At 49.9% G+C, this 24,631-nt stretch carries 22 protein-coding genes and 1 pseudogene; 18 read left to right on the top strand and 5 right to left on the bottom strand.

Annotated features, from left to right (window positions below; all coding sequences use genetic code 11):
* Window positions 1-1,040: 1,040 nt before the first annotated feature.
* From IPL71_RS15610 to IPL71_RS15585, 6 genes are all read left to right on the top strand, one after another.
* Window positions 1,041-1,232: a hypothetical protein gene (locus IPL71_RS15610; RefSeq protein WP_345323193.1), complete on the top strand. Its 192-nt coding sequence runs from the start codon at window positions 1,041-1,043 to the stop codon at window positions 1,230-1,232.
* Between the two features lie 1,862 nt (window positions 1,233-3,094).
* The gene (locus tag IPL71_RS15605) at window positions 3,095-3,484 is read left to right on the top strand and encodes a hypothetical protein (RefSeq protein WP_345323191.1); all 390 of its coding nucleotides are present in this window, start codon (window positions 3,095-3,097) and stop codon (window positions 3,482-3,484) included.
* Window positions 3,472-3,786 (top strand): hypothetical protein, encoded by a 315-nt coding sequence (locus tag IPL71_RS15600; RefSeq protein WP_345323189.1) that lies wholly within the window; start codon window positions 3,472-3,474, stop codon window positions 3,784-3,786. The genes IPL71_RS15605 and IPL71_RS15600 overlap by 13 nt, the downstream gene beginning before the upstream one ends.
* A gap of 378 nt (window positions 3,787-4,164) precedes the next feature.
* Window positions 4,165-4,593 carry a hypothetical protein gene (locus IPL71_RS15595; RefSeq protein WP_345323187.1) on the top strand — a complete coding sequence of 143 codons (429 nt, stop codon included), beginning with the start codon at window positions 4,165-4,167 and terminating at the stop codon, window positions 4,591-4,593.
* A gap of 28 nt (window positions 4,594-4,621) precedes the next feature.
* Window positions 4,622-4,909, top strand: coding sequence for a hypothetical protein (locus IPL71_RS15590; protein WP_345323185.1), 288 nt, complete (start codon window positions 4,622-4,624; stop codon window positions 4,907-4,909).
* Between the two features lie 49 nt (window positions 4,910-4,958).
* Window positions 4,959-5,360, top strand: a complete 402-nt coding sequence (locus tag IPL71_RS15585; RefSeq protein WP_345323183.1) for an S-layer homology domain-containing protein — start codon at window positions 4,959-4,961, stop codon at window positions 5,358-5,360.
* 144 nt (window positions 5,361-5,504) lie between these two features.
* Here the strand turns inward: IPL71_RS15585 and IPL71_RS15580 are convergent, their stop codons facing one another.
* Complete coding sequence (locus tag IPL71_RS15580; protein WP_345323181.1) at window positions 5,505-8,093, bottom strand: tetratricopeptide repeat protein; 2,589 nt, start codon at window positions 8,091-8,093, stop codon at window positions 5,505-5,507.
* A 104-nt stretch (window positions 8,094-8,197) separates the two neighbouring features.
* Window positions 8,198-8,548, bottom strand: coding sequence for an AfsR/SARP family transcriptional regulator (locus IPL71_RS15575; protein ID WP_345323179.1), 351 nt, complete (start codon window positions 8,546-8,548; stop codon window positions 8,198-8,200).
* A gap of 545 nt (window positions 8,549-9,093) precedes the next feature.
* On the opposite strand from IPL71_RS15575, the gene IPL71_RS15570 reads away from it, so the two are divergent.
* The 6 genes and pseudogenes from IPL71_RS15570 to IPL71_RS15545 all read left to right on the top strand — a co-directional run bounded on the left by IPL71_RS15570 (window position 9,094) and on the right by IPL71_RS15545 (window position 15,590).
* Window positions 9,094-9,393, top strand: a complete 300-nt coding sequence (locus tag IPL71_RS15570) for a hypothetical protein (protein ID WP_345323177.1) — start codon at window positions 9,094-9,096, stop codon at window positions 9,391-9,393.
* Between the two features lie 172 nt (window positions 9,394-9,565).
* On the top strand, window positions 9,566-11,539 hold the full coding sequence (locus tag IPL71_RS15565) for a choice-of-anchor Q domain-containing protein (protein ID WP_345323175.1): 1,974 nt from the start codon (window positions 9,566-9,568) through the stop codon (window positions 11,537-11,539).
* A gap of 218 nt (window positions 11,540-11,757) precedes the next feature.
* Window positions 11,758-12,474, top strand: coding sequence for an FG-GAP repeat protein (locus IPL71_RS15560; protein ID WP_345323173.1), 717 nt, complete (start codon window positions 11,758-11,760; stop codon window positions 12,472-12,474).
* Window positions 12,475-12,516: 42 nt separating this feature from the next.
* Entirely contained in the window at window positions 12,517-13,917 is a 1,401-nt protein-coding gene (locus tag IPL71_RS15555; protein ID WP_345323171.1) for an S-layer homology domain-containing protein, read from the top strand.
* 236 nt (window positions 13,918-14,153) lie between these two features.
* Window positions 14,154-15,020: pseudogene (locus IPL71_RS15550) on the top strand (hypothetical protein); the annotation flags it as partial.
* On the top strand, window positions 15,018-15,590 hold the full coding sequence (locus tag IPL71_RS15545; protein WP_345323195.1) for an S-layer homology domain-containing protein: 573 nt from the start codon (window positions 15,018-15,020) through the stop codon (window positions 15,588-15,590). The pseudogene IPL71_RS15550 and the gene IPL71_RS15545, both read left to right, overlap by 3 nt.
* A gap of 98 nt (window positions 15,591-15,688) precedes the next feature.
* Here IPL71_RS15545 and IPL71_RS15540 read toward each other — a convergent pair whose 3' ends face one another.
* Together IPL71_RS15540 and IPL71_RS15535 are read right to left on the bottom strand one after the other, a co-directional pair.
* Window positions 15,689-17,485 carry an ATP-binding protein gene (locus IPL71_RS15540; RefSeq protein ID WP_345323169.1) on the bottom strand — a complete coding sequence of 599 codons (1,797 nt, stop codon included), beginning with the start codon at window positions 17,483-17,485 and terminating at the stop codon, window positions 15,689-15,691.
* Between the two features lie 73 nt (window positions 17,486-17,558).
* Window positions 17,559-18,317 (bottom strand): AAA family ATPase, encoded by a 759-nt coding sequence (locus tag IPL71_RS15535; RefSeq protein ID WP_345323167.1) that lies wholly within the window; start codon window positions 18,315-18,317, stop codon window positions 17,559-17,561.
* Window positions 18,318-18,446: 129 nt separating this feature from the next.
* Between IPL71_RS15535 and IPL71_RS15530 the strand changes: the two genes are divergently transcribed.
* The 6 genes from IPL71_RS15530 (at window position 18,447) to IPL71_RS15510 (ending at window position 24,309) form a co-directional block, all read left to right on the top strand.
* Window positions 18,447-19,331, top strand: a complete 885-nt coding sequence (locus IPL71_RS15530) for a hypothetical protein (RefSeq protein ID WP_345323165.1) — start codon at window positions 18,447-18,449, stop codon at window positions 19,329-19,331.
* On the top strand, window positions 19,252-20,598 hold the full coding sequence (locus IPL71_RS15525; protein WP_345323163.1) for a hypothetical protein: 1,347 nt from the start codon (window positions 19,252-19,254) through the stop codon (window positions 20,596-20,598). The genes IPL71_RS15530 and IPL71_RS15525 overlap by 80 nt, the downstream gene beginning before the upstream one ends.
* Window positions 20,570-21,841, top strand: coding sequence for an S-layer homology domain-containing protein (locus IPL71_RS15520; protein WP_345323161.1), 1,272 nt, complete (start codon window positions 20,570-20,572; stop codon window positions 21,839-21,841). Before IPL71_RS15525 ends, IPL71_RS15520 begins: the two co-directional genes overlap by 29 nt.
* Window positions 21,804-21,914, top strand: coding sequence for a hypothetical protein (locus IPL71_RS26065; protein ID WP_514130804.1), 111 nt, complete (start codon window positions 21,804-21,806; stop codon window positions 21,912-21,914). The genes IPL71_RS15520 and IPL71_RS26065 overlap by 38 nt, the downstream gene beginning before the upstream one ends.
* Window positions 21,915-21,977: 63 nt before the next feature.
* Window positions 21,978-23,939, top strand: coding sequence for an SBBP repeat-containing protein (locus IPL71_RS15515; RefSeq protein WP_345323159.1), 1,962 nt, complete (start codon window positions 21,978-21,980; stop codon window positions 23,937-23,939).
* Window positions 23,908-24,309: an S-layer homology domain-containing protein gene (locus IPL71_RS15510; protein ID WP_345323158.1), complete on the top strand. Its 402-nt coding sequence runs from the start codon at window positions 23,908-23,910 to the stop codon at window positions 24,307-24,309. The genes IPL71_RS15515 and IPL71_RS15510 overlap by 32 nt, the downstream gene beginning before the upstream one ends.
* A gap of 62 nt (window positions 24,310-24,371) precedes the next feature.
* On the opposite strand, the gene IPL71_RS15505 is transcribed toward IPL71_RS15510, so the two are convergent.
* The coding region (locus IPL71_RS15505) for a hypothetical protein (RefSeq protein ID WP_345323157.1) at window positions 24,372-24,631 on the bottom strand (260 nt) is incomplete at its 5' end.

The raw sequence follows: 24,631 nt of genomic DNA, 5'->3' as shown, positions 1-24,631 counted from the left end.
GGACAAGGCGTTACAGGATCCGCCCAGTCTCTCTTGCTATATCGTGGCGTTCTCTCAGCTCCACGGTTGGCTTAGGTTCCATTGGACCTTCAAACCAGCGTAAGATTAATGCGCAACCCTTAGCAGTTTTACCGCCTCTGTCGGCGCTTATGGCGTTGGTCTTCCACCAGCACCACTACCGGCACCCCACCATCAGCGACGGCGCAAAGTGGATAAAGGTGCTACCACCTCTGCTGGTGCTGATGATCGGTCTCGGCGAAATGTCTTTGACAGCGGGCACCAAGTACTACGTGCGCGCCTTCCATGCAATGCCACCGGCACATCCTATGGCGCTGAACTGGTTGTCTACGGCACGCCGGGGGACGTTTACCCCTCGTAGCGCCTGCGAACAATGCAACTGATGTTTCCACCTCCCCGACCATACCACTGGAACGCCAGCACCGGCGCAAGGGATTACGGTATTGTGTCCAACCGTACTTTGGATTTACCGGATCGAACCTTTCCGGACCCAACTGGTTTTGACCGGCGGAGCTACTTGTAGATCTTTCGGGTTTGTCCTCAGCACCAGATGCGCCTGATTGTCCGCGCAGTGGTTGGTACGCCTGCCTCCTAAAACGTGCCACCAACGCACGCCGTCCTCACTTTACCACCTCCGCTGCTCCATCCCTTCCGTCACCTTCAATGCCAGCTGGCGGTTCCCGGGAGCATGTCACCTCAAGAGTAACCAACAATGCACCTGCTGCGCTCACTTTAACACCTTCACCCACGGCTACGCAACTTCGCGGGTTAGATACAACTATAATGGCTCTAAAGAGTACTGCTTATATGGCGCGAGTTGTACCTTCACTGCTGATATCACCTTGCACCCAGTGGACTCTCTCAACTTTCAACCTTTACCGATGTTCCATTGACTGTTGGGCCCTTGCCGCTATGTCGAACGCCTGTCCAACGCCGACATCACCAGCGGCTGTGGGCGGGAGCTACTGCCCCGATAGCACCTGTTACCGTGCTCAGATGGCGGCTCTTCCTTTTGGAAGGGTATGTATGGCTCAAACTATGCACCGCCCGCCGTGGGAGTCAGCACCGGTTTCGGTGACTTAGCCACCACTCATTGGGCTGCGGCATGGATCAACAACTGGCCGCCGAGGCTTCTTTTTAACGGCTGTGGCGGCGGCACATTACTGCCCCGATACCACCGTCACGACGCACGCAAACAGCAATCTTCCTCTTGAAGCCAAAAAACGGTTCCGGGCCTATACTCCGCCCGCTGTGGGAACCAACTCGGCTTCCCAATGATGTCGCTACTAATGCCTTTGGCGCAGCCTACTCAAACAACTCGTGGCGGACAGCACATCACCGCCGGTTGCAGCAACAGCAACTTCTGTCCCAACGACAGTCACCCGTGCCCAGATGGCGGTCTTCCTCGACCAGGAAGCGTTTAATCTACCGTAGTTTATGACCGGAGTTGTCTACAAGCTCTTAATTCATTTGTACAAGTAAAACAAAAAGCCAGATAACATCAATTATCTGGCTTTTTGTTTATCTTTCTATATCATATGCATAACACTTAAAAAAGGTCTGCTTCGCTTTCGTAAACCTTGATTAACAAAAAGACCTTTAGAAAGTATCTGAAAAATTAACCAACGTGAATAATGGATAAGCTCAGGTTGATTTAAATCGGCAATTTTGACCGCAGCCCCCAGGGTAATAAGTCGCGGAGAGCTGAGAAAACCTTTTAAAAATCTCTGCGGACTCTGCGCCTTTGCGGTGAATATTCATATACACATTATTGACGTTACCCGCAAAGTCTCAAAGCTTTTTCTTTTAATGACCTCCATCTTATCGCAAAATTACGACTCACTCTGAAATTAATATTTCACGGGTAAGCCGTGTTTTTTGTGCCGGATTTCAGTACACAAGTTTGATTGCAGATTCAAGATAATCCCCATACAATATCTCCACATTCGCCCAATTAAGGAGAAATATTATATGAGACTTCATTAAAGTTTTATTCAATCTGTTGATCCTCTCCACCCTCTTGACTTCATTGTTTGGCACGGCAGCTTTTCCACGCCCGTGCGTGCCGAAAGTAACCAGCCAGAAAATGCAAATGGCGCCCGGATCTGGAGTGAACCGTGGCAGAACTTGCCATCCAAGACTTTGACATAAGCCGTGACCCTGTCTTTCGCCATTGGCAGCGCCAAACACCTGGGATTCAATGGCTGCAGGGTTAAATGGACGCGTCAACAGAATGGTAATGGTTGGAAGATTTATACGCCGCTGGAGAATTCACCGATGCGGGTGGTGTAGCAAAACAGATTACCTCGCCAAATGGGACGGTACTGCCTGGTCTGCCTTGGGAACCAAACATTAAATAGTTATGTATTCACCTTAGCCACCAACGGAACTGATTTATACGTCGCTGGCAGTTTCAACAATGCAGGAGAGCATAGACGAAGCAGATCGCTTCGCCAAATGGGGATGGTACAAACTGGTCTGCGGTAGGTCCGGCATTGATTGGTGATGTTTATGCCATGCCGGCAGTGGGACGACATATACGTGGGTGGGAATTTCACCAATGCAGCGAGGGACGCAAATGCAGATTACATTGCAAAACTTACTGGCGGGTAGGAACCTGGTCTGCTTTGGGGACAGGCACGGAACGGAAATATTTATTCCATTGCCTTCAGCGGGACAGATGTGTACGTTAGCGGGCACATTTACAGTGCAGGCGGGGTGGTAGATACATCCAGGATCGCCAAATGGGATGGCGCCACCTGGTCACTTTGGGTGCAGGGTGGATGGTACTGCTTATGGTTGCAGTAAATGGCGGAATGTGTACGGTGGGGATTTTTCCAGCGCAGGCGGGTTGCAGAACCCATCCGGAATCGCCAAATTCAGCGGCGGAGAGCTGGTCTCCTCTGGGCAGTGGATTGCCATTTAGTTACATCAGGATATTGCGCTGATCGATGGAGATGTATTTGTAGGTGGATATTTTCCGGCTGTTGATGGCAGTGCAGATATCGGCATCTCGCCAAATTCGGCGGCGGCACCTGGTCTGCTTTGGGCGCCATAACGAGGCCAGGACAGGTCGATGCCATCGCCATCAGTCCGGGCGAGAGTATCTACGCCGGTGGTGCTCACCGACTGGGCTGGTAACGCAAATGCAAATTACATCGCACGCTTCAAACCTGCCAGCACAACCATCACCGTCATCACGAATGCAGATGAGCTAAACGTTGATGGTGATTGCTCCTTGCGAGAAGCCATGCAATCAGCCGAACTCAACATTGCCACAGATGCCTGCGCCGTTGGCAATGCCAGCGGTCCCGATATTATCGTCTTTCATAATAGCCTCGGCACAACCAGCATCCTGCTGAATGCAAATTTGCAAGGACTTTCCAAAACCTTGGCTTTTAACCCATTCTTGGAGGCGGCGACATCACCATCGATGGCGACAATGCCTACAGCATGTTTGTTGTAGGCAATAAAGCATATCTCAAGATCGACGGTCTGACCGTCTCTTGGGGGAATGCTGGTGGCAACAATTATGGCGGTGGTCTTGCCAACAATAGTGGGTATGTAGTTATTACAAATAGTACTTTCCTGTCCAACACAGCATACGGCTCTGGCGCTGTAGATAACCTGTCTGGCGATATGGTCATCGCGAATAGTACCTTCTCGGGCAATACCTCTACTGGTGACCGTCAGGCTCCGCCATTTACAACTATCAGGCAGAATGACAGTACCAACAGCACTCTTTTTTTGAAACACCCCAGTCATTAGCGGAGCAAAAGTGCGCTTGTCAGCCAGACGGTGTTCTACGCATGTACAATACCATCATCGCAAACACGATCAATGGTGTAGACTGTATAGTTTACTCACAGGTACGCTCACAGGCAATAACAACCTGATCGGATCCACTGGAGTGGTGCCTGCGGATTAACCAATGGCGTGGATGGAAACATCATCGGCGTAGACCCAGCCTCGGCTCGTTGACTGGTTCTCCGGCCTACTTCCACTCAATGCGGCTCCCCCCGCCATTATTACCGGCGATGACAACGTCTGTGCAAACGCACCCGTGAATAACACCCGCAAAATGGAGTTCACCCCCCGCTTGGTGCTCGTTGCGAAATCGGCGCGTATGAATTTAGTGACTACACTTTGCCTGTCACATCCTCAATCCGTGTATCCACCAACCCCACCAACCTCGCCAGTGTAGACTCACCGTCACCTTTTCAGAACCCGTACCGAGTGGACTTAAGCGATTTCTCCCTGACGACAAGCGGCGTATCTTCCGCCGCCGTCAACTGGACCTCAGCGCACTGGCAGTGTCTTACACTGTCGCAGTCAACACCGGCAGCGGCAGCGGCACCATCCCGCCTCAACGTTCTCGACGACGACAGCATCATCGATGCCGCCGGTAATCCCTTAAACGCAGGCCTCGTCACCGGGCAGACCTACACCACTGAAAAGCGCCCGATCGTTTCATCAAGTGTTCGCGCCAGCGCCAACCCCAACCTCGCCAGCGTAGACTTCACCACCACCTTCTCAGAACCCGTCATCGGCGTAGACTTAAGCGATTTCTCCTGACGACAAGCGGCGTATCTTCCCGCCTCAGGTGGACTCAGCGGGCACAGGCGGTGTCTACACTGTCAGCGTTAACACCGGCAGCGGCAGCGGCACCATCCGCCTCAATGTCCCGGATGACAACAGCATTATTGATGCAGTTAGTAATCCGTTGTTCGCAGGTTTCACCAGTGGTGAAACCTATACCGTTAGCAAGGCAGCCACAGTTGCCACCTTCAGCGATGTCCCGGTGACCTATTGGGCCGGGCAGCTACATCGAACGCCTGTTCCCAACGCCGGCATCACCGGCGGCTGGCACGGACATCTACTGTCCCGATAACTCCGGTCACCCGCGCGCAAATGGCGATCTTCCTGTTGAAAGGAATTCCATGGCTCCAAGCTATGCGCCGCCTGCCGTAGGAGTCAGCACCGGCTTCGGCGATGTTGCCACCGATTACTGGGCCGCAGCCTGGATCAAACAACTGGCAGCCGAAGGCACTCCTGGCGGCTGTGGCGGCGGTAACTATTGTCCCGATATGTCGTTACCCCGCGCGCAAATGGCGATCTTCCTTTTGAAAGCCAGGAACGGCTCGGGCTATACTCCGCCTGCCGTGGGAGTCAGCACCGGCTTCAATGATGTCGCCACTGATGCCTTTGGCGCAGCCTTCATCAAACAACTGGTGGCCGATGGCATCACTGCCGGATGCGGCAATAGCAACTACTGTCCCAACGACTCGGTCACCCGCGCGCAGATGGCGGTCTTCCTGGTCAGGGCATTTAATCTGCCGTAGAAGAAACCAGCTTTTCTGTTACAGCAGGTCATTCAAAAAATAAATCCCCCTATTTTGGCGGGATTTATTTTACAACGGTTTTATTATAGCTCTCTGCGAACAGATTGAGTCCTTCATTCTCTGAATTATGGCGAAAGCGTGATATTACTCAATGCTTGATAATATCCAATATCTCTTGTTGTGTGGGGCTTGCCCGGCAAGCAATGCAACTTCTTTGTGCAGGTCTTCTCCAAATTCTTTAAGTAACTGGTCAGCTTTATCTTGTCCTTCTTTGATGGTATCCGGAGATTGGGCAACGTAATAAATGATCTTGGCTGCCTGTTGCTTTCTACCCGTTAACAAGAAGTATTTTGCATTGTCAATCAACAAATTATTGAGTACGGTATACATTTGGTTTTCCACCGCGCTTTTTATTCCATCATTGAGCGCTTTCCGCGCTTCGGAGTATTCTTTTGCTTGCAGGTGAATGACCGCCAGGGTGTTATATACATACGGTAAAAAGACGACATTCCCACATTCACTGAAATGACGCAGAGCCTCTTCAAGATGTTTGCTGGCTTTATCCAATTGACCAAGCATGGCGTAGCACTCTGCCAGATTGTTATGATTGACAGAGGGAGAACGGTGCAAATCGCCATACTGGGCAGATTTTTCATTGCTAAGCAAAAACAGGTCGATCGCAGTCTGATAATCCTGCTGAAAATAAGCCAGCACAGCAAGGTTGCTCAATATGCTCGCGGTGATCCAAATAAACTGATTAGCCTCGGCAATGCGCGACCCATTTTGGAGAATCTGCGCAGCAAGGTCGAGGTTCCCATCCATACTGAGCATTGAACCATAATGATTATAGGTAAGCGCCTCCTCCCATAAAACTTGGTTGTTTTCACAAAGGCGTATTGCTTTTTGATGCATTTCGTGTGCCTTTGTTTTTTGTCCGGTTTCATAATAAACGCTTCCGAGGTGATTTGTTGCAAACACCTGCTCTGCAATGCTAAGGCTGTCCAACCCATGTTCTACAACCTCACCCAAGCTGCTTCCTGCGGTATCTGTCTGCCCCCGGCGGAAACTCAACCAGCCGTAATAGGTCATGAGTCTATAATAAAATTTCCTTACTTGTTCATCTTCCTTATTAAGTGTCCGCACTTCATCGAGGGCAGACCGAAACAACGCTTCCCCTTCATAGATTTTTCCCTTGATTTCGAAAAACCAGAAAAAGGGAGGGGTTAGCATGTTTAGCTTTTCAAAGTCTTTTCCACTTAGCGCCATATTCCAGCAGGTAGTCAAGTTAAACCAATCATGCGAAATATCATCAAGGGCTTTTTGAACACGCTCCGATTTCATATCTTGCTCCCATTTCTGGGCACAGTTTACATAATAGGTTTGGAATTTTTGGTTTATTTCGGATTCAGTAATACCGGCGGAGGATTGTTTCCTGCGGGTATATTGTCTCAATAATGGATGCAAAGCATACATATCCTTGGCGAACTGACGAACCAGCGATTTTCTGCATAATTCCTCCAGTAATTCTGGGGGAATTATGCAGATTTCTTTCGCAGATTTCGCGTTAAATCGACCAGGAAAAACTCCCAAGGAAGCAAGAGCCTGCATTTCTTCCTGTTTCAAGAAGTTCCAGGAATGCTCGAACACCACCCAAAGGCTGCGGTGACGCAAGGGGACATCTCGCAATGTGGAAGAAAGTATATTAATATCCTGCAAAATCAACTCTGCAATTTCAGCGCTGGTGTAATTTTTGAGCAAGCTGGCTGCCAACTCAATACCCAAAGGTAAACCGTCAAGGATCTCGCACAGGTGCAGCGCTTCTTGATATTCTTTTTTGGTCGAAATCTGAAATTGGGGTTCAATTCGCCGGGCGCGCTGTTCCAAAAGAAGGACAGCGGCGGGGATTTCACCCTCTTTTTCTTCTATCAATGGCAAGCCGGAAAGTTCAACAACCCATTCCACTTGAAGATGAAGCGCTTCCCGCGAAGTGACCAGCACACTTACCCCGGAGGCATGTTTCAACAAGGTAGTGATAAAACTTGATTCAGGCAACAAATGTTCATAATTATCGAGTATCAACAAAATATCGCGGTGTCTGAGAAAATTCAGAACATGCGTTTGTGCATCTCCCTTTGCAGGCAATTCAATTCCCAATGCATTGGCAATGTTGCCTGGCAAAGCGTTCGAAGTTTCGACAGCGTCAAGTGATATCCAATAAACGCCATCCTTAAAGGCAAAAAGTTGGTCTTGCCCCACGTGCAACGCAAGGCGGGTTTTACCAACACCACCAGGACCGACGATCGTTACCATGCGGCGATTTTTTGTTTGCAAATACTCAATGGTTTGTAGAATTTCCTTCTGACGCCCGACAAAGGTGGTACCAAATGAGGGCAGATTATTGAGTGGTACGCTTTGCTCTTCGCCGGGAAATTGATTGTCAAAAATTTTTTGATATAACTGCACGGTCTCCGGCTGGGGCTCCACGCCAAATTCTTCGTGCAAAATAAGGCAGCATTTCTGATACTGTTTGAGAGCAGCGCTGCGCTGTGAGTCCTGCGACAGTAAACGCATCAACAGGACGTGCGACTCTTCCCGCCACTCATCCATGGATACCAATCGGCGCGCATACGTGATGGCTTTTTGATATTCATGACGTTTGAGATGGTAGTCTGCCAAATGCTCCAGCACCGTTAATGCTTTTGGTGAAAATAATCGCGCCTGGCAACGAGCCAATCTTGAAAATATTCCGAGTCTTTCAGGACAAAGCCGTCTAACAATTCTCCCCGATATAACTCAACAGCCTGTTCAAGCCGATAAGCGCAGGCCGGTGCAAGTCTTTAGATTACGGTGAGGTGGCTTTCGCAAGTGGATATCAAGCGTTCGAAGGCATGTGCGTCCAAAATTAAATGGGGATTGTTTAAATTTGCTTGAATGGCATCAGATGAGATGAGAAGAAATGGCTTTTCTGGGTCATTATCCCGAATCGATTTTCGTAAATTCGAGAGCCCTTGACGCATATTTTTTGCAGCTTTGACATCGTCACTGTCTCCCCAAAACAGCCCGGCAAGGTGCTCACGGCTGTGGGGTTTCTCAGATTCCAGCATTAAATAAGCCAGCAAAGCACGCACCTTTGCTGATTCAAATTCTTGTACATCAGTTTCGCCTGATTTTGCCAGGAAGGCACCCAAAAGGGACAACTTTAACATTTCATCATGCTCCTTATACTACCCGAATTATACAATCTCCTGACGTTTTCCTGACACCCCATTGGTATTATTTTTTTATGAATAACCTCCCGTCCCAACAAACCACCTTTCTCTTGCGTGTTTGGCGTTCCAGTTCAGAATGGCGGATCTCACTCGAAAACCCGATGACTGGAGAGAGAAATGGTTTTTCAAACCTTGAGACGCTGATGGAGTTCCTTAAGAACAATATGGCACACCCGTCTCAACCTGAAGAGGAGGTTGCAACCGACGCAAACCCATAAAGATAAGCCTCAGAATGCTTCACCTATGCCCAATAAGAGAAGCGTTTTTTATAATACTCGCACTCAAAAAAGCGCAATTTTCACCCGAGTGCGGTATAGAACCGAAAAAATCGATGAAAACCTTTGCCAAAGGAGAAATGAAATGAAACAAAACAAACTGCGTGTCCTTTTGCCGTTCTAGCCGTTGTCCTGTCCCCCTGGCTTGCAGAGTTCAGCGCCAGCACCGCCCGGATTAGCGACGCTTTCATGGCGCGTGACGATCAGGGCGCAAGCCGGACGACCGTCTTTGCCCAGAACGAGATTTTCTATTGCATCGTCCAATTGGCGAATGCCCCGGACGATACGACGGTCAAAGTGGTTTGGTATGCCGTCAATGTCCAGGATACGGAACCGAATTTATTGATAGATCAGGTCGAGACGACCGGCAGCGACGGGATCATTCCGTTCAACCTGACAAACAACGATCTATGGCCGCTTGGAACCTATAAAGCGGAAGTCTATCTGAATGGCGCCCTGGAACGGACCTTGGATTTTGAAGTCCAATAACGAGTGGCATTCCAAAGCCACGGCATTCGAGGCGGATGCTGCGCCTGTGAATCGAAAAATCTCGATTAACGCGCTGCTTTTCTCGAAGAATGAATGTCAAGTGTCCAGTTGTCATCCACTCCCGTTTGCTGATTGACCTGACCAATGAAAGCCAAAAAACTTAGGAGCTACCATGAAAACCAATTCACACTTTGTTCGATACATCTTATTATCGGCACTGCTGCTCTCTTTTTTCAGCGCGCCAATCTTTGTTTCCCCCGCACACGCAAGCAGTATTGTTGTGAATACTGACCAGGAAATTGAAGAGGATAACTCGTTGTGCTCGCTATATGAAGCAGTGATTGCCGCCAATACAGATACCGCCTACAAAGGCTGCCCGGCCGGTTCCGGCGCGGACGTCATCACCTTTTGGGATGATTACACCATTACGCTGTTTGTCGCCCAACTGGAAATCCTTTCGCCCGTCACCATTACCGGCAGAGGGATCACAAACACAGTGATTCAGGCAAGCGACTGCAATCCCATTACCACGCCAGGCGGTTGTTCGCCCGCCTTCAATCGCGTCTTTTACATCGGTAATTCTCAAGACGTCATAATCAACGACTTAACCATACAGCATGGAAATTGCACTGGTAGCTGCCTTGTGATAAACAATTTTGGGGGAGGAATTTTGAACTATGGCAATCTGACTTTGAACAATGTGCTTCTCAATGCAAATAAAGCAGAGTATGGCGGTGGATTAGGTGTAGGCGGTTTCGACACAACCACACTCAACAATGTTACCATCACCGGTAACTCTGCCGATAGCGGCGATGGGCGGGGAGGCGGGGCGTATCTTTCCGCAGCCACAACATTCACAGACTCGATAATCACTGATAATACCGCCAAGTATGGCGGCGGAATTTACTCCTATCAGACAAATCCCTACACCCTGCTTAGGACAAACTTGATAAACAACAGCGCAACCGCCGCGGGAGGCGGCATTTACAACAACTTGAGCAACCCGGCGATTAGCGCATCCTTCTTCAGCGGCAACAGCGCCAATTTCTATCTGGGAGGCGGCGGCATTTACAACAATGAAAGCAATCCAATTCTTACCAATGTGACTTTTAGCGGCAACAGCGCTGAGAATAGTTATGGCGGCGGAATGCTGAACAACAACAGCGACCCCGTTCTTACCAACGTCACCTTCAGCGCCAACCTTGCCGGGACCAACGGCGGCGGCGGAATGTTAAACACCAATGGCAGCGCTCCTATCCTCAAAAATACGATCATCGCCAACAGCCTCGGCGGCGGCGATTGCGTGAATAACTCATCCTCATTGAATTCCTCCATCAACAACCTGATGGAAGATGGCACCAATGCCTGCGGATTGACCCATGGCGTAAATGGCAATATTGTTGGACAAGACCCCCTCCTTGGAGCGCTACTAAACAATGGCGGGAATACACTAACGCATGCGCTTCAAACGGGTTCCCCCGCCATTAATACCGGCACGAATACAGGCTGTCCCATCGATGACCAGCGAGGTACGATACGCCCAGTTGGGGGCAACTGTGATATCGGCGCGTATGAATTTGATGACATTCCCATCTTTGCAGATGTCCCGCTAACCTATTGGGCCAGCAGTTACATCGAACGCCTATTCAATGCCGGCATCACCGGCGGCTGTGGTACGGGCATCTACTGTCCCGATAACTCGGTCACTCGCGCACAGATGGCGATCTTCCTATTGAAGGGAATTCACGGGTCAAGCTACACTCCGCCTGCGGTGGGAGCCAACACTGGCTTCGGCGATGTCGCAGTAGAGTATTGGGCTGCGGCCTGGATCAAACAACTGGCCGCCGAAGGCATCACTGGCGGTTGTGGCGGCGGTAACTATTGCCCCGATAACGTAGTCACCCGCGCGCAGATGGCGGTCTTCCTTTTGAAAGCCAAGAACGGCTCCAGCTATACTCCGCCCGCCGTGGGAGTCAGCACCGGCTTCAACGATGTCGCCACTGATGCCTTTGCAGCAGCTTTCATCAAGCAGCTGGTGGCTGATGGCATCACTGCCGGATGCGGCGGCGGCAACTACTGTCCCAACGACTCGGTTACTCGCGCTCAGATGGCGGTCTTCCTGGTTAGGGCATTTAATCTGCCGTAGGCATGTCGAAGAAATTGATTATCAAGTTATAAAGTAGATCAAATAGAGCCATGAGATTTTTCTCATGGCTCTATTTGATTCATCCATCACTTAATTATGTGAGACTGGACAGTACTTAAGGATGAATTCTGACGGTGATCATTTAAAAACAAGGGTGCTAAAATAAGAACAATACTGGGTAAACTTTATCCAGATCAACCCACCCAAAAGGAGACAATATGTTTAGTAGAAAAACAATTGCCAAGATCGGTTCCATCTTTTTGATCGTGATGTTCCTGTTGACTGGTGCCCTGCCCGCACAAAAAGCGGTGGCGGCCACTTCTGAAACAATCAGTATGAGCGCGGAAGATTGGGCGCAGATCTACACACTCGTCCCATCACTGGAGGCATCCATCCCGCCCGATACCCAGCAAGCCTACCTGAAAGCCTCCAACCCCGGGGCGAGTGATTACTTAGGTTATCAAGCTATGGCACTCTCCGGCGATACGCTTGTGATTGGAGCCTATTCTGAAGACAGCAATGCGGTGGGTGTGAACGGGAATCAGCTTGATAACTCTGCTTCTAGTGCTGGCGCAGTATATGTTTTCACCCGCAGCAATGGGGTGTGGAGCCAGCAGGCCTATCTCAAAGCCTCCAACCCGAATTTGGACGATAGTTTTGGCTCTTCTGTGGATATCTCAGGTGACACCATTGTGGTTGGCGCACCTGGTGAAGATGGCAATGCCACTGGGGTAAATGGAAATCAGCTGAGTAACTCCGCCGAGAATGCAGGTGCGGTGTATGTATTCACGCGCAGCGGTACCATCTGGAGCCAGCAGGCCTATCTCAAAGCCTCCAATACTGATGCAGGAGATTATTTTGGCTTGCCCGTGAAGGTCTCAGGTGATACGATCGCAGTGCGGCCTATTATGAAGACAGCAACGCCACCGGCATAAACGGGAATCAGGCCGATAATTCAGCAGAAGATCTCTGGCGCGGTGTATGTCTTCACGCGCACTGGAACTACCTGGAGCCAGCAGGCGTATGTAAAAGCCTCCAACACCGAAACATATGATTACTTTGGTTATTTTGCCATGGCGCTCTCAGGCGATACACTCGCGGTTGCTTCATCGTATGAAGCCAGCAGCGCCACCGGTGTGAACGGGAATCAGGCCAATAATTCCGCGCCTTATTCTGGCGCGGTTTATGTCTTTACGCGCACGGGCAGCACCTGGAGTCAGCAGGCGTATATCAAAGCCTCCAACACCGAAACATATGATTACTTTGGCTACCCCAGTATGTCACTCTCAGGCGATACTCTGGCAGTTGCAGCTTCGTATGAAAGCAGCAGCGCCACCGGTGTGAATGGGAATCAGGCGGATAATTCTGCGATTTACTCTGGCGCGGTATATGTCTTCACGCGCACGGGCACTGCCTGGAGCCAGCAGGCGTATGTTAAAGCCTCCAACACCGAAGAAAGTGATTACTTTGGTACATCTGTATCCCTCTCGGGAGACATCCTCGCTGTCGGTGCACCTTATGAAGACAGCAACGCCACCGGTGTGAATGGAAATCAACTTGATAACTCTGCTGTTGATGCAGGTGCGGCCTATATCTTCACGCGCACGGGCACGAACTGGTATCAGCACTCCTACTTGAAAGCCTCCAATACCCAAGAGTATGACTACTTTGGCTATGACCTCTCGCTTTCGGGCAACACCGTGGCAGTTGGCGCACCATATGAAGATAGCAATGCCACCGGCCTGAACGGGAATCAGGCCGATAATTCTGCAGGTAGTTCTGGAGCGGCGTATGTCTTTACGATTGCGCCTGTTTTTGACGACGTGCCATTTAGTTACTGGGCCAATAACTTTGTAGAGCGCCTCGCCAAAGCCGGCGTAACCGGCGGCTGCGGCACGGGCATTTACTGCCCCGATAGCACCGTTACCCGCGCGCAAATGGCGGTCTTTCTATTGAAGGGTATCCACGGTTCAAGCTACACTCCGCCTGCGGTGGGAGTCAGCACCGGCTTTGGTGATGTCGCCACCGATTACTGGGCCGCAGCCTGGATCAAACAACTCGCTGCCGAAGGTGTCACCAGCGGATGCGGCGGCGGAAATTACTGTCCTGACAGTGTCGTCACCCGCGCGCAAATGGCGATCTTCCTTTTGAAAGCCAGGAATGGCTCGGGCTATACCCGCCCGCCGTGGGAGTCAGCACCGGCTTCGCAGATGTCGCCACTGATGCCTTTGCAGCAGCTTTCATCAAGCAGCTCGTGGCTGATGGCATCACTGCCGGATGCGGCGGCGGCAACTACTGTCCCAACGACTCGGTTACCCGCGCTCAGATGGCGGTCTTCCTCGTCAGGGCATTTAATCTGCCGTAGGCAAATAATATAAAAGCAACAAAAAGAGTCTCCTGAAAAATGGAGACTCTTTTTGTTTTATGCAGCGCAATTTACAAAATCGTAAGCCGACTCGCAATAGTACTATTCCCAATTTTTTTTCTGACTTTGACATATTAAAATATAAACATGAAAAATAAAACCATAAACCACACCTTTGTTAAATTAATAATGGCAGCCATCCTATTAATATCTGTTGCTGCCACGCCCGCGGCAGGTGCTTTGGAAAATATGAAGCATAATAAAAGACTTGCCCCAGGCGGCGCCCCAACGCTCGGTTCCTGTCAGATATTCCCGCAAAATAATTATTGGAATACCCCTGTGGATTTGCTGCCGGTGCATTCCATGTCTGCCACGTGGATCAATACGATCGGTTCTACCCGAGGATTCCACATGGATTTTGGATCAGGCACCTGGGATGGCGGTCTGATCGGTATTCCGTTCAATATTGTTTCGGGCGCTTCAACAACAAAATATGATGTGAACTTTTATTATCCAGATGAATCGGATGCCGGGCCGTACCCCATTCCATTTAATCCACAGATCGAATATGGCGGAGATCATCATATCCTCACCATAGACACAGACACTTGCATACTCTATGAAATTTTCGATGCGGAATTTATAGGCGGAGAGTGGAATGCCGGCTCAGGCGCAGTCTGGGATCTAAATTCCAATGCGCTGCGCCCTGACAGTTGGACATCTGCCGATGCTGCTGGCCTTCCCATTTTGCCGGGACTTGTACGTTATGATGAGATTCTTGCCGGCGAAATTAATCATGCGCTGCGTTTTACTACAGAATGCACTGCCGATTATTACATTTGGCCCGCCAGTCATGTAGCACAGCATGGAGACTGTACCAACCCGGTGCCTTTTGGTGCCCGCTTTCGTCTAAAAGCTGCTTATGATATTAGCGGTTTTTCTCCAGAGGCGCAAATTATTTTACAAGCCATGAAAACTTATGGGATCGTGCTGGCTGATAATGGGTCTCCATGGTATGTAAGCGGCGCGCCAAATGAAGGTTGGGATAATGACATACTGCACGAACTGGATGTTGTTCGTGGAAATAATTTTGAAGCGGTGGATACCGCTGATATGACGCCCTGGATTTTCAGGGATGTTCCAGATACGTATTGGGCGTGGCAATATGTGGAGCGTTTATATAATGCTGGTGTTACTGGCGGATGCTCCACCAGCCCTTTAAATTATTGCCCCGAAAATATTGTGACCCGTGACCAGATGGCAGTCTTTCTATTGAAGGGTATTCATGGCGCAAGTTACACACCGCCCGCCATAAATGGCGCTACCGGATTTGCAGATGTTGCCGCGAATCACTGGGCCGCCGCGTGGATCAAACAACTCGCTGCGGAAGGCATCACCAGCGGATGCGGCGGCGGGAATTACTGCCCGGATACGACAGTCACCCGTGCCCAAATGGCGGTCTTCCTTTTGAAAGCCAAAAACGGCTCAAGTTATGCGCCGCCCGCCGTGGGAGGCAGTACCAGTTTCAATGATGTGACAACAGAATATTGGGCAGCCGCTTTCATCAAGCAACTGGTGGCAGATGGCATCACCGCCGGTTGCGGAAACAGCAGCTACTGTCCCGAGACGGCTGTCACTCGCGCCCAGATGGCGGTCTTTCTGGTGAGGACGTTTAACTTGCCATAAAGAAATGCGGGATTGATATAAGCGAATATGACTCACCCCGAAATTAAGGTTTCGAGGGTGAGTTCGTTTTTAAGAACAAGATGTGTCAAGATTTATTTTTATTCGGAGAGATTTAGATTTAACTTTTTATAAATCTGTTCGATCAAAACCTTGTCAGTGTCTTTATATATTTTAGCCATTTTCAACTTGCCGGGTTTTTGCATTAATTTTAACTCAAGGCGGCTTAACGCAAAGGCATCTGATTCAAGCAGCATAGATTTGGCTTTATTCAATTGTATTTTTATAAATGAATATAGTTCTGCGGCGTGTATGAAATTCCCCGTTGCGGCTTCAATATGTGCCAGCGCCAGCAGACAGGCAAACACGCCGGTTTTGTGTCCAAGTGCATGGTTGCCTTTCAGGCTTTCAATACCGAGGGTTCGGGCGCGTTCCAAATCGCCGGCGGATAGGGCCGAGTAAGCCAGCAGACGCAGCGGGAACGGCTGCTGATATTCATTGCCGATGGCTTGAAAAGCAGCAAGCGCAGCTTCGGCATATTTGCCTGAAGCCGGATAGTCTTCGAGTACATTGGCCAGCATGGACATATTCGCAAGTTCCATACCGGCGCTGATGCGGTCTTCGATGGCGAGCGATATTTCCAGTGCGCGTTGGAAGGCGGGCAACGCTTCATTGAAATTTCCATCAAAGCGCAGGTTATCGGCTTGCACTCGCAGGGCATAACTTTTTCCCCATGGATCATTTTCCTGTGTTGCGATTTGCAGGGCTTCTTGAATGACGGCCGATGATTCACTGTATTTTTTTGTTTGATATAAAACAACACCCAGACTGGTGAGTGCAATGCTTAACCGTGAGAGGTGATGGGTCTCGCGGCACAAGGCAATGCTTTCCTGTAAACAAAGTGCGGCCTGCTCAAGTTCCTTCAACTCACGATAAATATCACCGCCAAGATAGCAGAGAATATTCGCCAGTAATTTTTTATCGCCTAATTCTCTGGCGAGTGTTTCCGCTTCAAGCGAAGATTCGCGCGCCTGAGCCAAATTGTTGCGCCAATAGGACAGGGCGGCTTTAAGATATAGTAATTTTGCGCGATAGGGTTTATGAGCCGGCTCCAACGTATGCGGCAAAAATTTATCCACCCAGTCGAGCGCTTCTTTAAAGTGACTGTGCTTGAGCCAGATGGTATTGATCGCAACCGCCAGCTTGAGGCTGTACTCAAGATCGGCGCGCGGATTCAAGGCCCAATCCAATGCGGCGCGGATGTTGTTGTGTTTGATCTCCACGATGCGGCGTAGTTCGAGTGGTGAAGTTTTATCAAGCAGGGTTTCTGTGTTTTCCGTCCAGCGGGTGTAATAGTGGAGATGATGGTTGCGTAAATTTATTAATTCACCGGATTGTTCCAGTTTTTCATGCGCGAAATGGCGAATGGTATCGAGAAAGCGGTAATGCATTTTATCTTCGTTCGATTCTGCCACAACCAGTGAGCGGTCTACAAGTTGTAATAGTAAATTAAATATATTTGTCTGGATGCAGGTTGTATCATCGCTGCATATTTCCTCGGCAGCTTCGAGCGTCCAGCCGCCAGCAAAGACAGACAGGCGTTGGATCAACGTGCACTCCGGTTCGGTCAGCAGGTTGTAACTCCATTCGATGGCGCCGGATAAAGTTTGCCGCCAGGCGGGGTCGTTGCGATTGCCGCGTGTGAGCCAGTTAAAGCGGCGGTCAAATTGTTCGATCATTACACTTAAGCTGAATGTTTGGGCGCGCGCAGCGGCCAATTCTATCGCGAGGGGCAAACCGTCTAAACGGCGGCAGATCTCAGTTACGCGTGATGCGTTTTCTTCTGTAAGTTGAAAATCTGATTTGGCGGCGCGTGCCCGTTGGACAAATAATTGCACAGCGGGGGAATCTTCCAAATCTTTTTTGTTGTGAGTGCCATCATCGGGCAGGGGCAGGGGTGTAAGTTGAAATTCATGTTCGCCCGGAATGCGTAAAGGCTTCGCGGCTGGTCGCTAGAATTTTTATTTCAGACGCATGATTGAGAAGTTCAGATAATGCCGGAGCGGCGGAAAGTACCTGTTCAAAATTATCAAACAGGATCAATAAATTTTTATTTTGTAAAAAAGATTGCAGCACAAAAAGACTGGTGGAGATGGATGTTTCCTGCACGCCGAGGGCTTCAAGCAGCGCGGCCAGTACCATTTCAGGTTGTTGGATGGGGGCGAGGTTAACGAAGACCGCGCCATGCTCAAATTGATCAGCCAGTTGTTCTGCCACATGCACGGCCAGCCGCGTTTTTCCCACACCCGGCGGACCTACAATGGTCAGCACGCGGATATTTTCTTGACGTAAATTTTCCACCAATAAAGTTGACTCTTCCTCGCGTCCCAACATCGGCGTGAGACTGGGCGGCAGACGATATATATTTTCTTCGCTGACAGTGGACTCTGTCTTAAGTGCGTGAGTATCTGTTTCATTCCGATTTTGTGCAGACAGTTCGATCAGGCGCTTTGCCCATTCAGGGTCGTTTTGCAAATTTAAAGCGGGGATAAAACGCGCCATTAAAACAACCTGCGCCAGCGTATGTTGATTTTTTTCGAGGCGGCTGATGTAGCTGTAGTGATAATCGACAATGGCCGCCAGTTCGCGTTGAGAGAGATGCGCGCGCACGCGTAGGTAGCGCATGAGTTCGCCAAATGTTTCAAACGATGCGGGATTGATCTCTGTCATATTCAAATTGTACTCTGACTATGACCAACGTACTGCCCGTGAGGTTTGCAAATACGCAACAAAACGCAACAAATTCAACCTGAGGCAGGATATAAAGATGTCAACGTTTTAATCGATCAAGGAGAAAAAATGCATACCGTAACCCGAACTACTAATTTATTTCTTGCCATTTGTCTTGTTTTTAGCGCGTTGTCTTTTTTGCCGGCGCAGCCAGTGCGCGCGGCTGCACCGGCTGCGAATCAGGAATTGACTTCACCCGAATCATTTCTCAACCCAGACGGCACGTTAAATCTGGATGGGAACTTCAGCGGTTCATTCGATCTTGAAGGCTGGGATGTGACAGTAGACCCGCTGCATGGCCCGGTCTTTTCATCGCAAGCGATTTCCCAGGGAAACTGGGAAGCGTTGGGCGCGGGGAATGGCCCCATTCAGAATATTGTTTATGCGATTGCCGTGAGCGGCAGTGATGTATATGTTGGCGGCTCTTTTTATAATGTGAATAATAATGAAGCCGCAGATGCAATCGTGAAGTGGGATGGAACGACATGGTCGGCATTGGGAAATAATGGCATGGGGGATGGCGCGATTGGCGGAATGGTATCTGCCATTGCGGTGGATGCATTCACCGGCGATATCTATGCGGGCGGTGATTTTATGAATTTAAATAATAATGGCACGCCGCTTCCCGCCGCAGATTTTATTGCCCGCTGGGATGGTAGCAATTGGAATGCGCTCGGGTCTGGTTCGGGTGGAAACGGCTCCTTGAATAACAGTGTTCTTGCCATCGCACTTGACGAAGACTTTGTGTACGCGGGGGGCGGATTTACGGATGTAAATAATATGGGAACTTCCCTGCCTACCGCAGATTATATTGCCAGGTTTGATAAGGTCTCTGAAAACTGGTCTGCGCTGGGAAACCTGCCATTAAATAGCATTGTCCGCGCACTGGCTTGGGGCGATACAGGCCTATATAGGTGGACAGTTTACAAACGCAGGCGGGCTGGGCGCGGCTGATTTTATTGTCAAGTGGGGCGGTGTGGATATTTGGGCTGCACTAGGCGATAACGGCGCCGGGAACGGCTCGTTGAGTGGGTCCGTTCATGCAATTGCTGTGAGCGGCACAGGCGCCACGCAACGTGTGATCGTGGGCGGAGGTTTTCCCTATGTTTACAATGGTTCTCTTGCTTATTTGCCAGATGTTTCATACCTAACCTTTTGGGATGGCGCAGACTGGGGCGCAATGAGCGCCGACTTTCAACCCATAAATGGCTCTGTTTATGCGATCACCCTGATCGGTACAAATATCTATGTTGGCGGTGATTTTATAAATGCGGGCGGAGTTCCACAGGCAGATCACGCTGCAAAGCTCTCGGCTGGTGCCTGGTCTGCCTTGGGGGATGATGGTACGGGCGATGGTTCGCTAAAAAGCAGTGTGCGGGCTTTGGCGGGCAACGGCTCGCGTCTCTACCTGGGTGGTTTTTTCTCAAGTGTAATGAACGCGGGCGTACTCTTGCCTCAAAATGCTTTCTTTGCTCAATGGGAAAATGAAGCCTGGCAAGTCAATACTCCGCGCGCTGGCTCGCTCAACTGGGGCGTGACCTGTATCGCCGTGAATGGAACCGACGTGTATGTGGGCGGTTATTTCTATGAGCTGTCTAATAATGGATTGCCAGACCCAAGTATTAACTACATTGCCAAGTGGGACGGCGCGAATTGGTCAGGCTTGGGAAGTGATGGCGCTGGTGGTAGTTCCTTGAATAACGGAGTCTATGCCATTGCTATTCAAGGGAACAGTATTTATGTCGGCGGTAATTTTACGAATGTAAACAATAACGGCACAGCCCTTCCCGAAGCTGATTACCTCGCCAAGTGGGATGGCGCTGATTGGTCTGCTGTTGGAAACACAGCTCTGACTAACCCAGTCAACGCGCTTGCCGTTTCCCCTATTAACGGTGATCTGTATGTCGGTGGAAATTTTCAGAATGCGGGCGGTAATGGCGCAGCAGATTATGCGGCGTATTTTGACGGTGCAAGCTGGCTTTCGCTTGGGGATAATGGCGCGGGAGATGGTTCTCTGACCGGCAGAGTCAACGCTCTTGCTTTTCAGGGCAACAACCTGTATGTGGGCGGCGAGTTCTATAATATGATGGATGGGGCTACTTTGTTGGCAGCAGCCGACAATATCGCCAAATGGGATGGCGCGCATTGGTCTGCGCTGGGAAGCGGCAATAGTACTGCGTTAAACCGGCCCGGTGTATTCGCTTCTGGTCAACGGCGGTGATTTATATGTCGGCGGCAACTTTACCGATGTTGTCAATAATACCCTTGCCATTCCCGAGGCTGACTACCTCGCCAAATGGGACGGCGTCAATTGGTCTGCGCTGGGCAGTAATGGCGCGGGGAGCGGCGCTCTCACAAATAGTGTGTATGCACTTGCCATGACGGGCAATCAATTGTATGCGGGCGGCATATTTACAAATGCCAACTCAAATGCCGCCGATTACATCGCCAAATGGGACGGCGTGAACTGGTCGGCACTGGGCAACAACGGCGCAGGGAACGGCTCTCTGCAAGGTTCCATTTACGACCCTGGCGTCTATGCACTGGGAATAAGCAGCGCAAACCTGTACACAGGCGGCAATTTTTACAATGTCAATAATAACGGCAGCGTACTCAGCACCGCAGATTACATCGCCGCTTATGGGTTGGATGTGACCCCTCCCGCAGTTCAAACCATTACCCGTGTTAACCCTACTCCTACAGCACTTACCAGCGCAGACTTCACCGTCACCTTCTCCGAATCAGTGACAGGAGTTGACCTGAGTGATTTCACTTTGACGACAAGCGGCGTATCAAACGTAACTGTGAGCGGAATCAGCGGCACGGGCAGTGTCTACACTGTCACAGTCAACACCGGCAGCGGCAACGGCACGATTCGTTTGGATGTAATGAATGACAACTCCATTAAAGATGCAGTACTTAATCCACTGTCTGCCAGCTTCACCAGTGGACAGACTTACACAGTCAGCAAGTCGCCTGTCTTTGCAGATGTTCCATTTAGTTATTGGGCTAACAGTTACATTGAGCGCCTATACAGCGCTGGTATCACCGGCGGCTGTTCAATTGTCCCGTTGAATTACTGTCCTGATAGTACGGTTACCCGAGCACAAATGGCGATCTTTTTATTGAAAGGTGTTCACGGCTCAGGCTTTACGCCGCCTGCTGTGGGTGCTACTACCGGCTTCAACGATGTGGCAATTGATTACTGGGCAGCCGCTTGGATAAAACAACTCGCAGCCGAAGGCATCACCAGCGGCTGCGGCGGCAATAATTACTGCCCTGATGCCACCGTCACCCGCGCGCAGATGGCGATCTTCCTATTGAAAGCCAAGAACGGTTCCAGTATATGCTCCGCCGTGGGAGTCAGGGACCGGTTTCAGCGATGTTGCAACGAATTATTGGGCAGCAGCATTGATCAAACAATTGGTGGCCGATGGCATTACCGGCGGTTGTGGAAACGGTAGCTACTGTCCTGAGGCAGAGGTCACTCGCGCCCAAATGGCCGTCTTTCTGGTGAAAACATTTAATCTGCCGTAGAACATAGGTCGCACTTTCAAAACAATAAAATTGAAAGTGCGACCTTCCACTATTATGGAGGTCATGATGAAAAATAAATACTTCGCAATTCGTTACTTGTTATCGCTGATCGTTTTGATCGGTATGATTGGGCGGGTTTCTCCGGTGCTGGGCATGCAAAGCGCTGTGAATTCCCCTGCCTATTCCTGGCATACCTTCTTTGGCAGCTCCACCTGGGATTATGGATACGGCATGGCTGTGGATGGAAACGGAAATGTTTACATCACCGGTGAAAGCGGTGCCAGTTGGAACGGTCCGTCAGGACAGACTCCCTTGCATCCATACACTTCTGGGGATGATGTCTTTGTTCTAAAACTTAATTCCAGCGGCGTCTATCAATGGCATACCTTCTATGGCGGGGATGATGAATCAGGCGAAGGGATTGCCGTGGATGAAAATGGAAATGTCTACGTCAGCGGCAACAGCAATGTTTCCTGGAATGGCCCCAGCGGACAAGCGCCCCTAAATCCCTACTCAGGCGATGCCGATATCCTTGTCTTAAAACTGGATTCCAATGGTGCATATCAATGGCATACCTATCTGGGTAATTCCACTTCAGATGATAGTTTTGATATCGCTGTGGGCGGCGGCAATATCTATGTAACCGGAGTCAGCGGTCTCAGTTGGAATGGACCCGGTTCCACATCCCCTTTGCATGGCCTCACTGGATATGGAGATGTGGTGATCGCCAAACTCAACACCAATGGCGCTTATCAGTGGCACACGTTTTATGGCGGCAATGCCAGTCATGCCACTGGCTATGGCGTGGATATTGATAACAATGGAAATGTGATCGTGGTTGGCGAGGCGAACTCAACCTGGCCTTTGCCGTCTGCGGCGTTGAATTCCTATTCTGGCGGCAAGGATATCTTTGTGCTCAAACTCAACAGCGCGGGCGCTTATCAATGGCATACATTCTATGGCAGCGCAGGCGAAGATTCGGCAAACGATGTGGCTATTGATGGAAATGATAATATCTATGTGGCAGGCTCAAGTGTTTCCACCTGGAATGGCCCCGGCTCCATATTGCCATTGAGCAGCTTTAAAGGTGGCTCTCAGGATATTGCAGTTGTAAAACTGGCGGGCAGCGGCGTCTATCAATGGCATACCTTTCAAGGCAGTTCATCTTTTGACTCAAGTGAAGGAGTTGATGTAGACACATCCGGAACAGTCTACATAACCGGCTACACTGATGTCACCGCGAAATCTTCAAAAATTAATAACATCCTTCCTTACTTTGGCAATGCAGATATTGTCATTGCCTGGATGAATCCTCAGGGCACTGTATTGGGCAATACCACTTATCCATCTTCGGCGTTTGATATCGCCGTTGATAACATCGGAAATGTATACGTCACAGGCGATAGCTCTCACAGTTGGAATCAAACAGGTTCCATCGCGCCATTGCACTCACATTCTGGCAGTGATGAGATCGTGGTCATCAAAACGCAGCTCTCCACACTTCCATACGTGGCATCCATCACACGCACAAATCCCAACCCCTCCAGCGCAGCCAATCTGGACTTTACCGTCACCTTCTCCAAATCTGTGACCGGCGTGGACTTAACAGACTTTACCCTGACAACCAGCGGCGTATCAGGCGCAACCGTGAGCGGACTCAGCGGTTCGGGCAGTATCTACACTGTAACAGTTTCCAACATCTCTGGCGCAGGCACACTCCGCCTCAACTTGATCGACAACGACAGCATCCTTGATGGCGAATTCAATCCGCTTGGCGGATCTGGCACAGGCAATGGGACTTTCAACAGCGGCGAGATGTACACGATCATCAAAGCCTCTGTTTTTGCTGATGTTCCTGAGTCCTACTGGGCTAACAGTTATATTGAACGACTCTACAATGCAAGCATCACCGGCGGTTGTTCAACTGTCCCGTTAAATTACTGTCCAGATTCAGTAGTTACTCGTGCTCAGATGGCGATTTTCCTCTTGAAAGGTGTTCACGGCTCAAATTACCGCCTGCATTAATGGCAACACCGGCTTCACCGATGTAGCCATCGATTACTGGGCAGCCGCATGGATCAAGCAACTGGCGGCAGAAGGCATCACCAGTGGCTGTGGTAATGGGAATTACTGCCCCGATAGCACAGTCACGCGCGCGCAAATGGCGATCTTCTTAATGAAAGCCAAAAACGGTTCCAGTTATGTGCCGCCTGCCGTGGGAGTCAGCACTGGTTTTGCCGATGTTGCAATTGATTATTGGGCAGCGGCTTTTATCAAACAATTGGTGCTTGACGGTATTACCAGCGGCTGTGGCAATGGAAATTACTGTCCTGAAGACTCGGTCACACGGGCGCAGATGGCGGTCTTTTTGGTCAAGGCGTTTAACCTTCCATAAAAAAGATAGATAAAAGCGGCAGGCACTTTTGAAGTGTCTGTCGCTTTTTGTTTGGATGATGATTAAATCAACTGCTGATTTAAAGCATTCAGAAAAATTTGATTTCTGGCTTGTTCAGCTGGGGATAAGGCACGGCTGACTTTGCCGCGCAGGGTTACGGATTCTGAAAATAATTTGGCGGCCTGTTTTGCGTTACTTTGGCTTTTATCTTCGGTTAGCGCTATCCAGGCAAGGACATGGAGTACATTTGAAATTCCGTGTTCATCATTTAAGTTTTGATAATAATCCAAAACTGTTGCACATAAAGTTTTGGCCTGTGAAA

Origin of the sequence: Candidatus Villigracilis proximus, from assembly GCF_016717045.1 — a bacterium.
In the GTDB taxonomy this organism is placed as follows: Bacteria; Chloroflexota; Anaerolineae; order Anaerolineales; family Villigracilaceae; genus Villigracilis; species Villigracilis proximus.
This window is presented reverse-complemented; position numbering and strand designations above follow the sequence as displayed.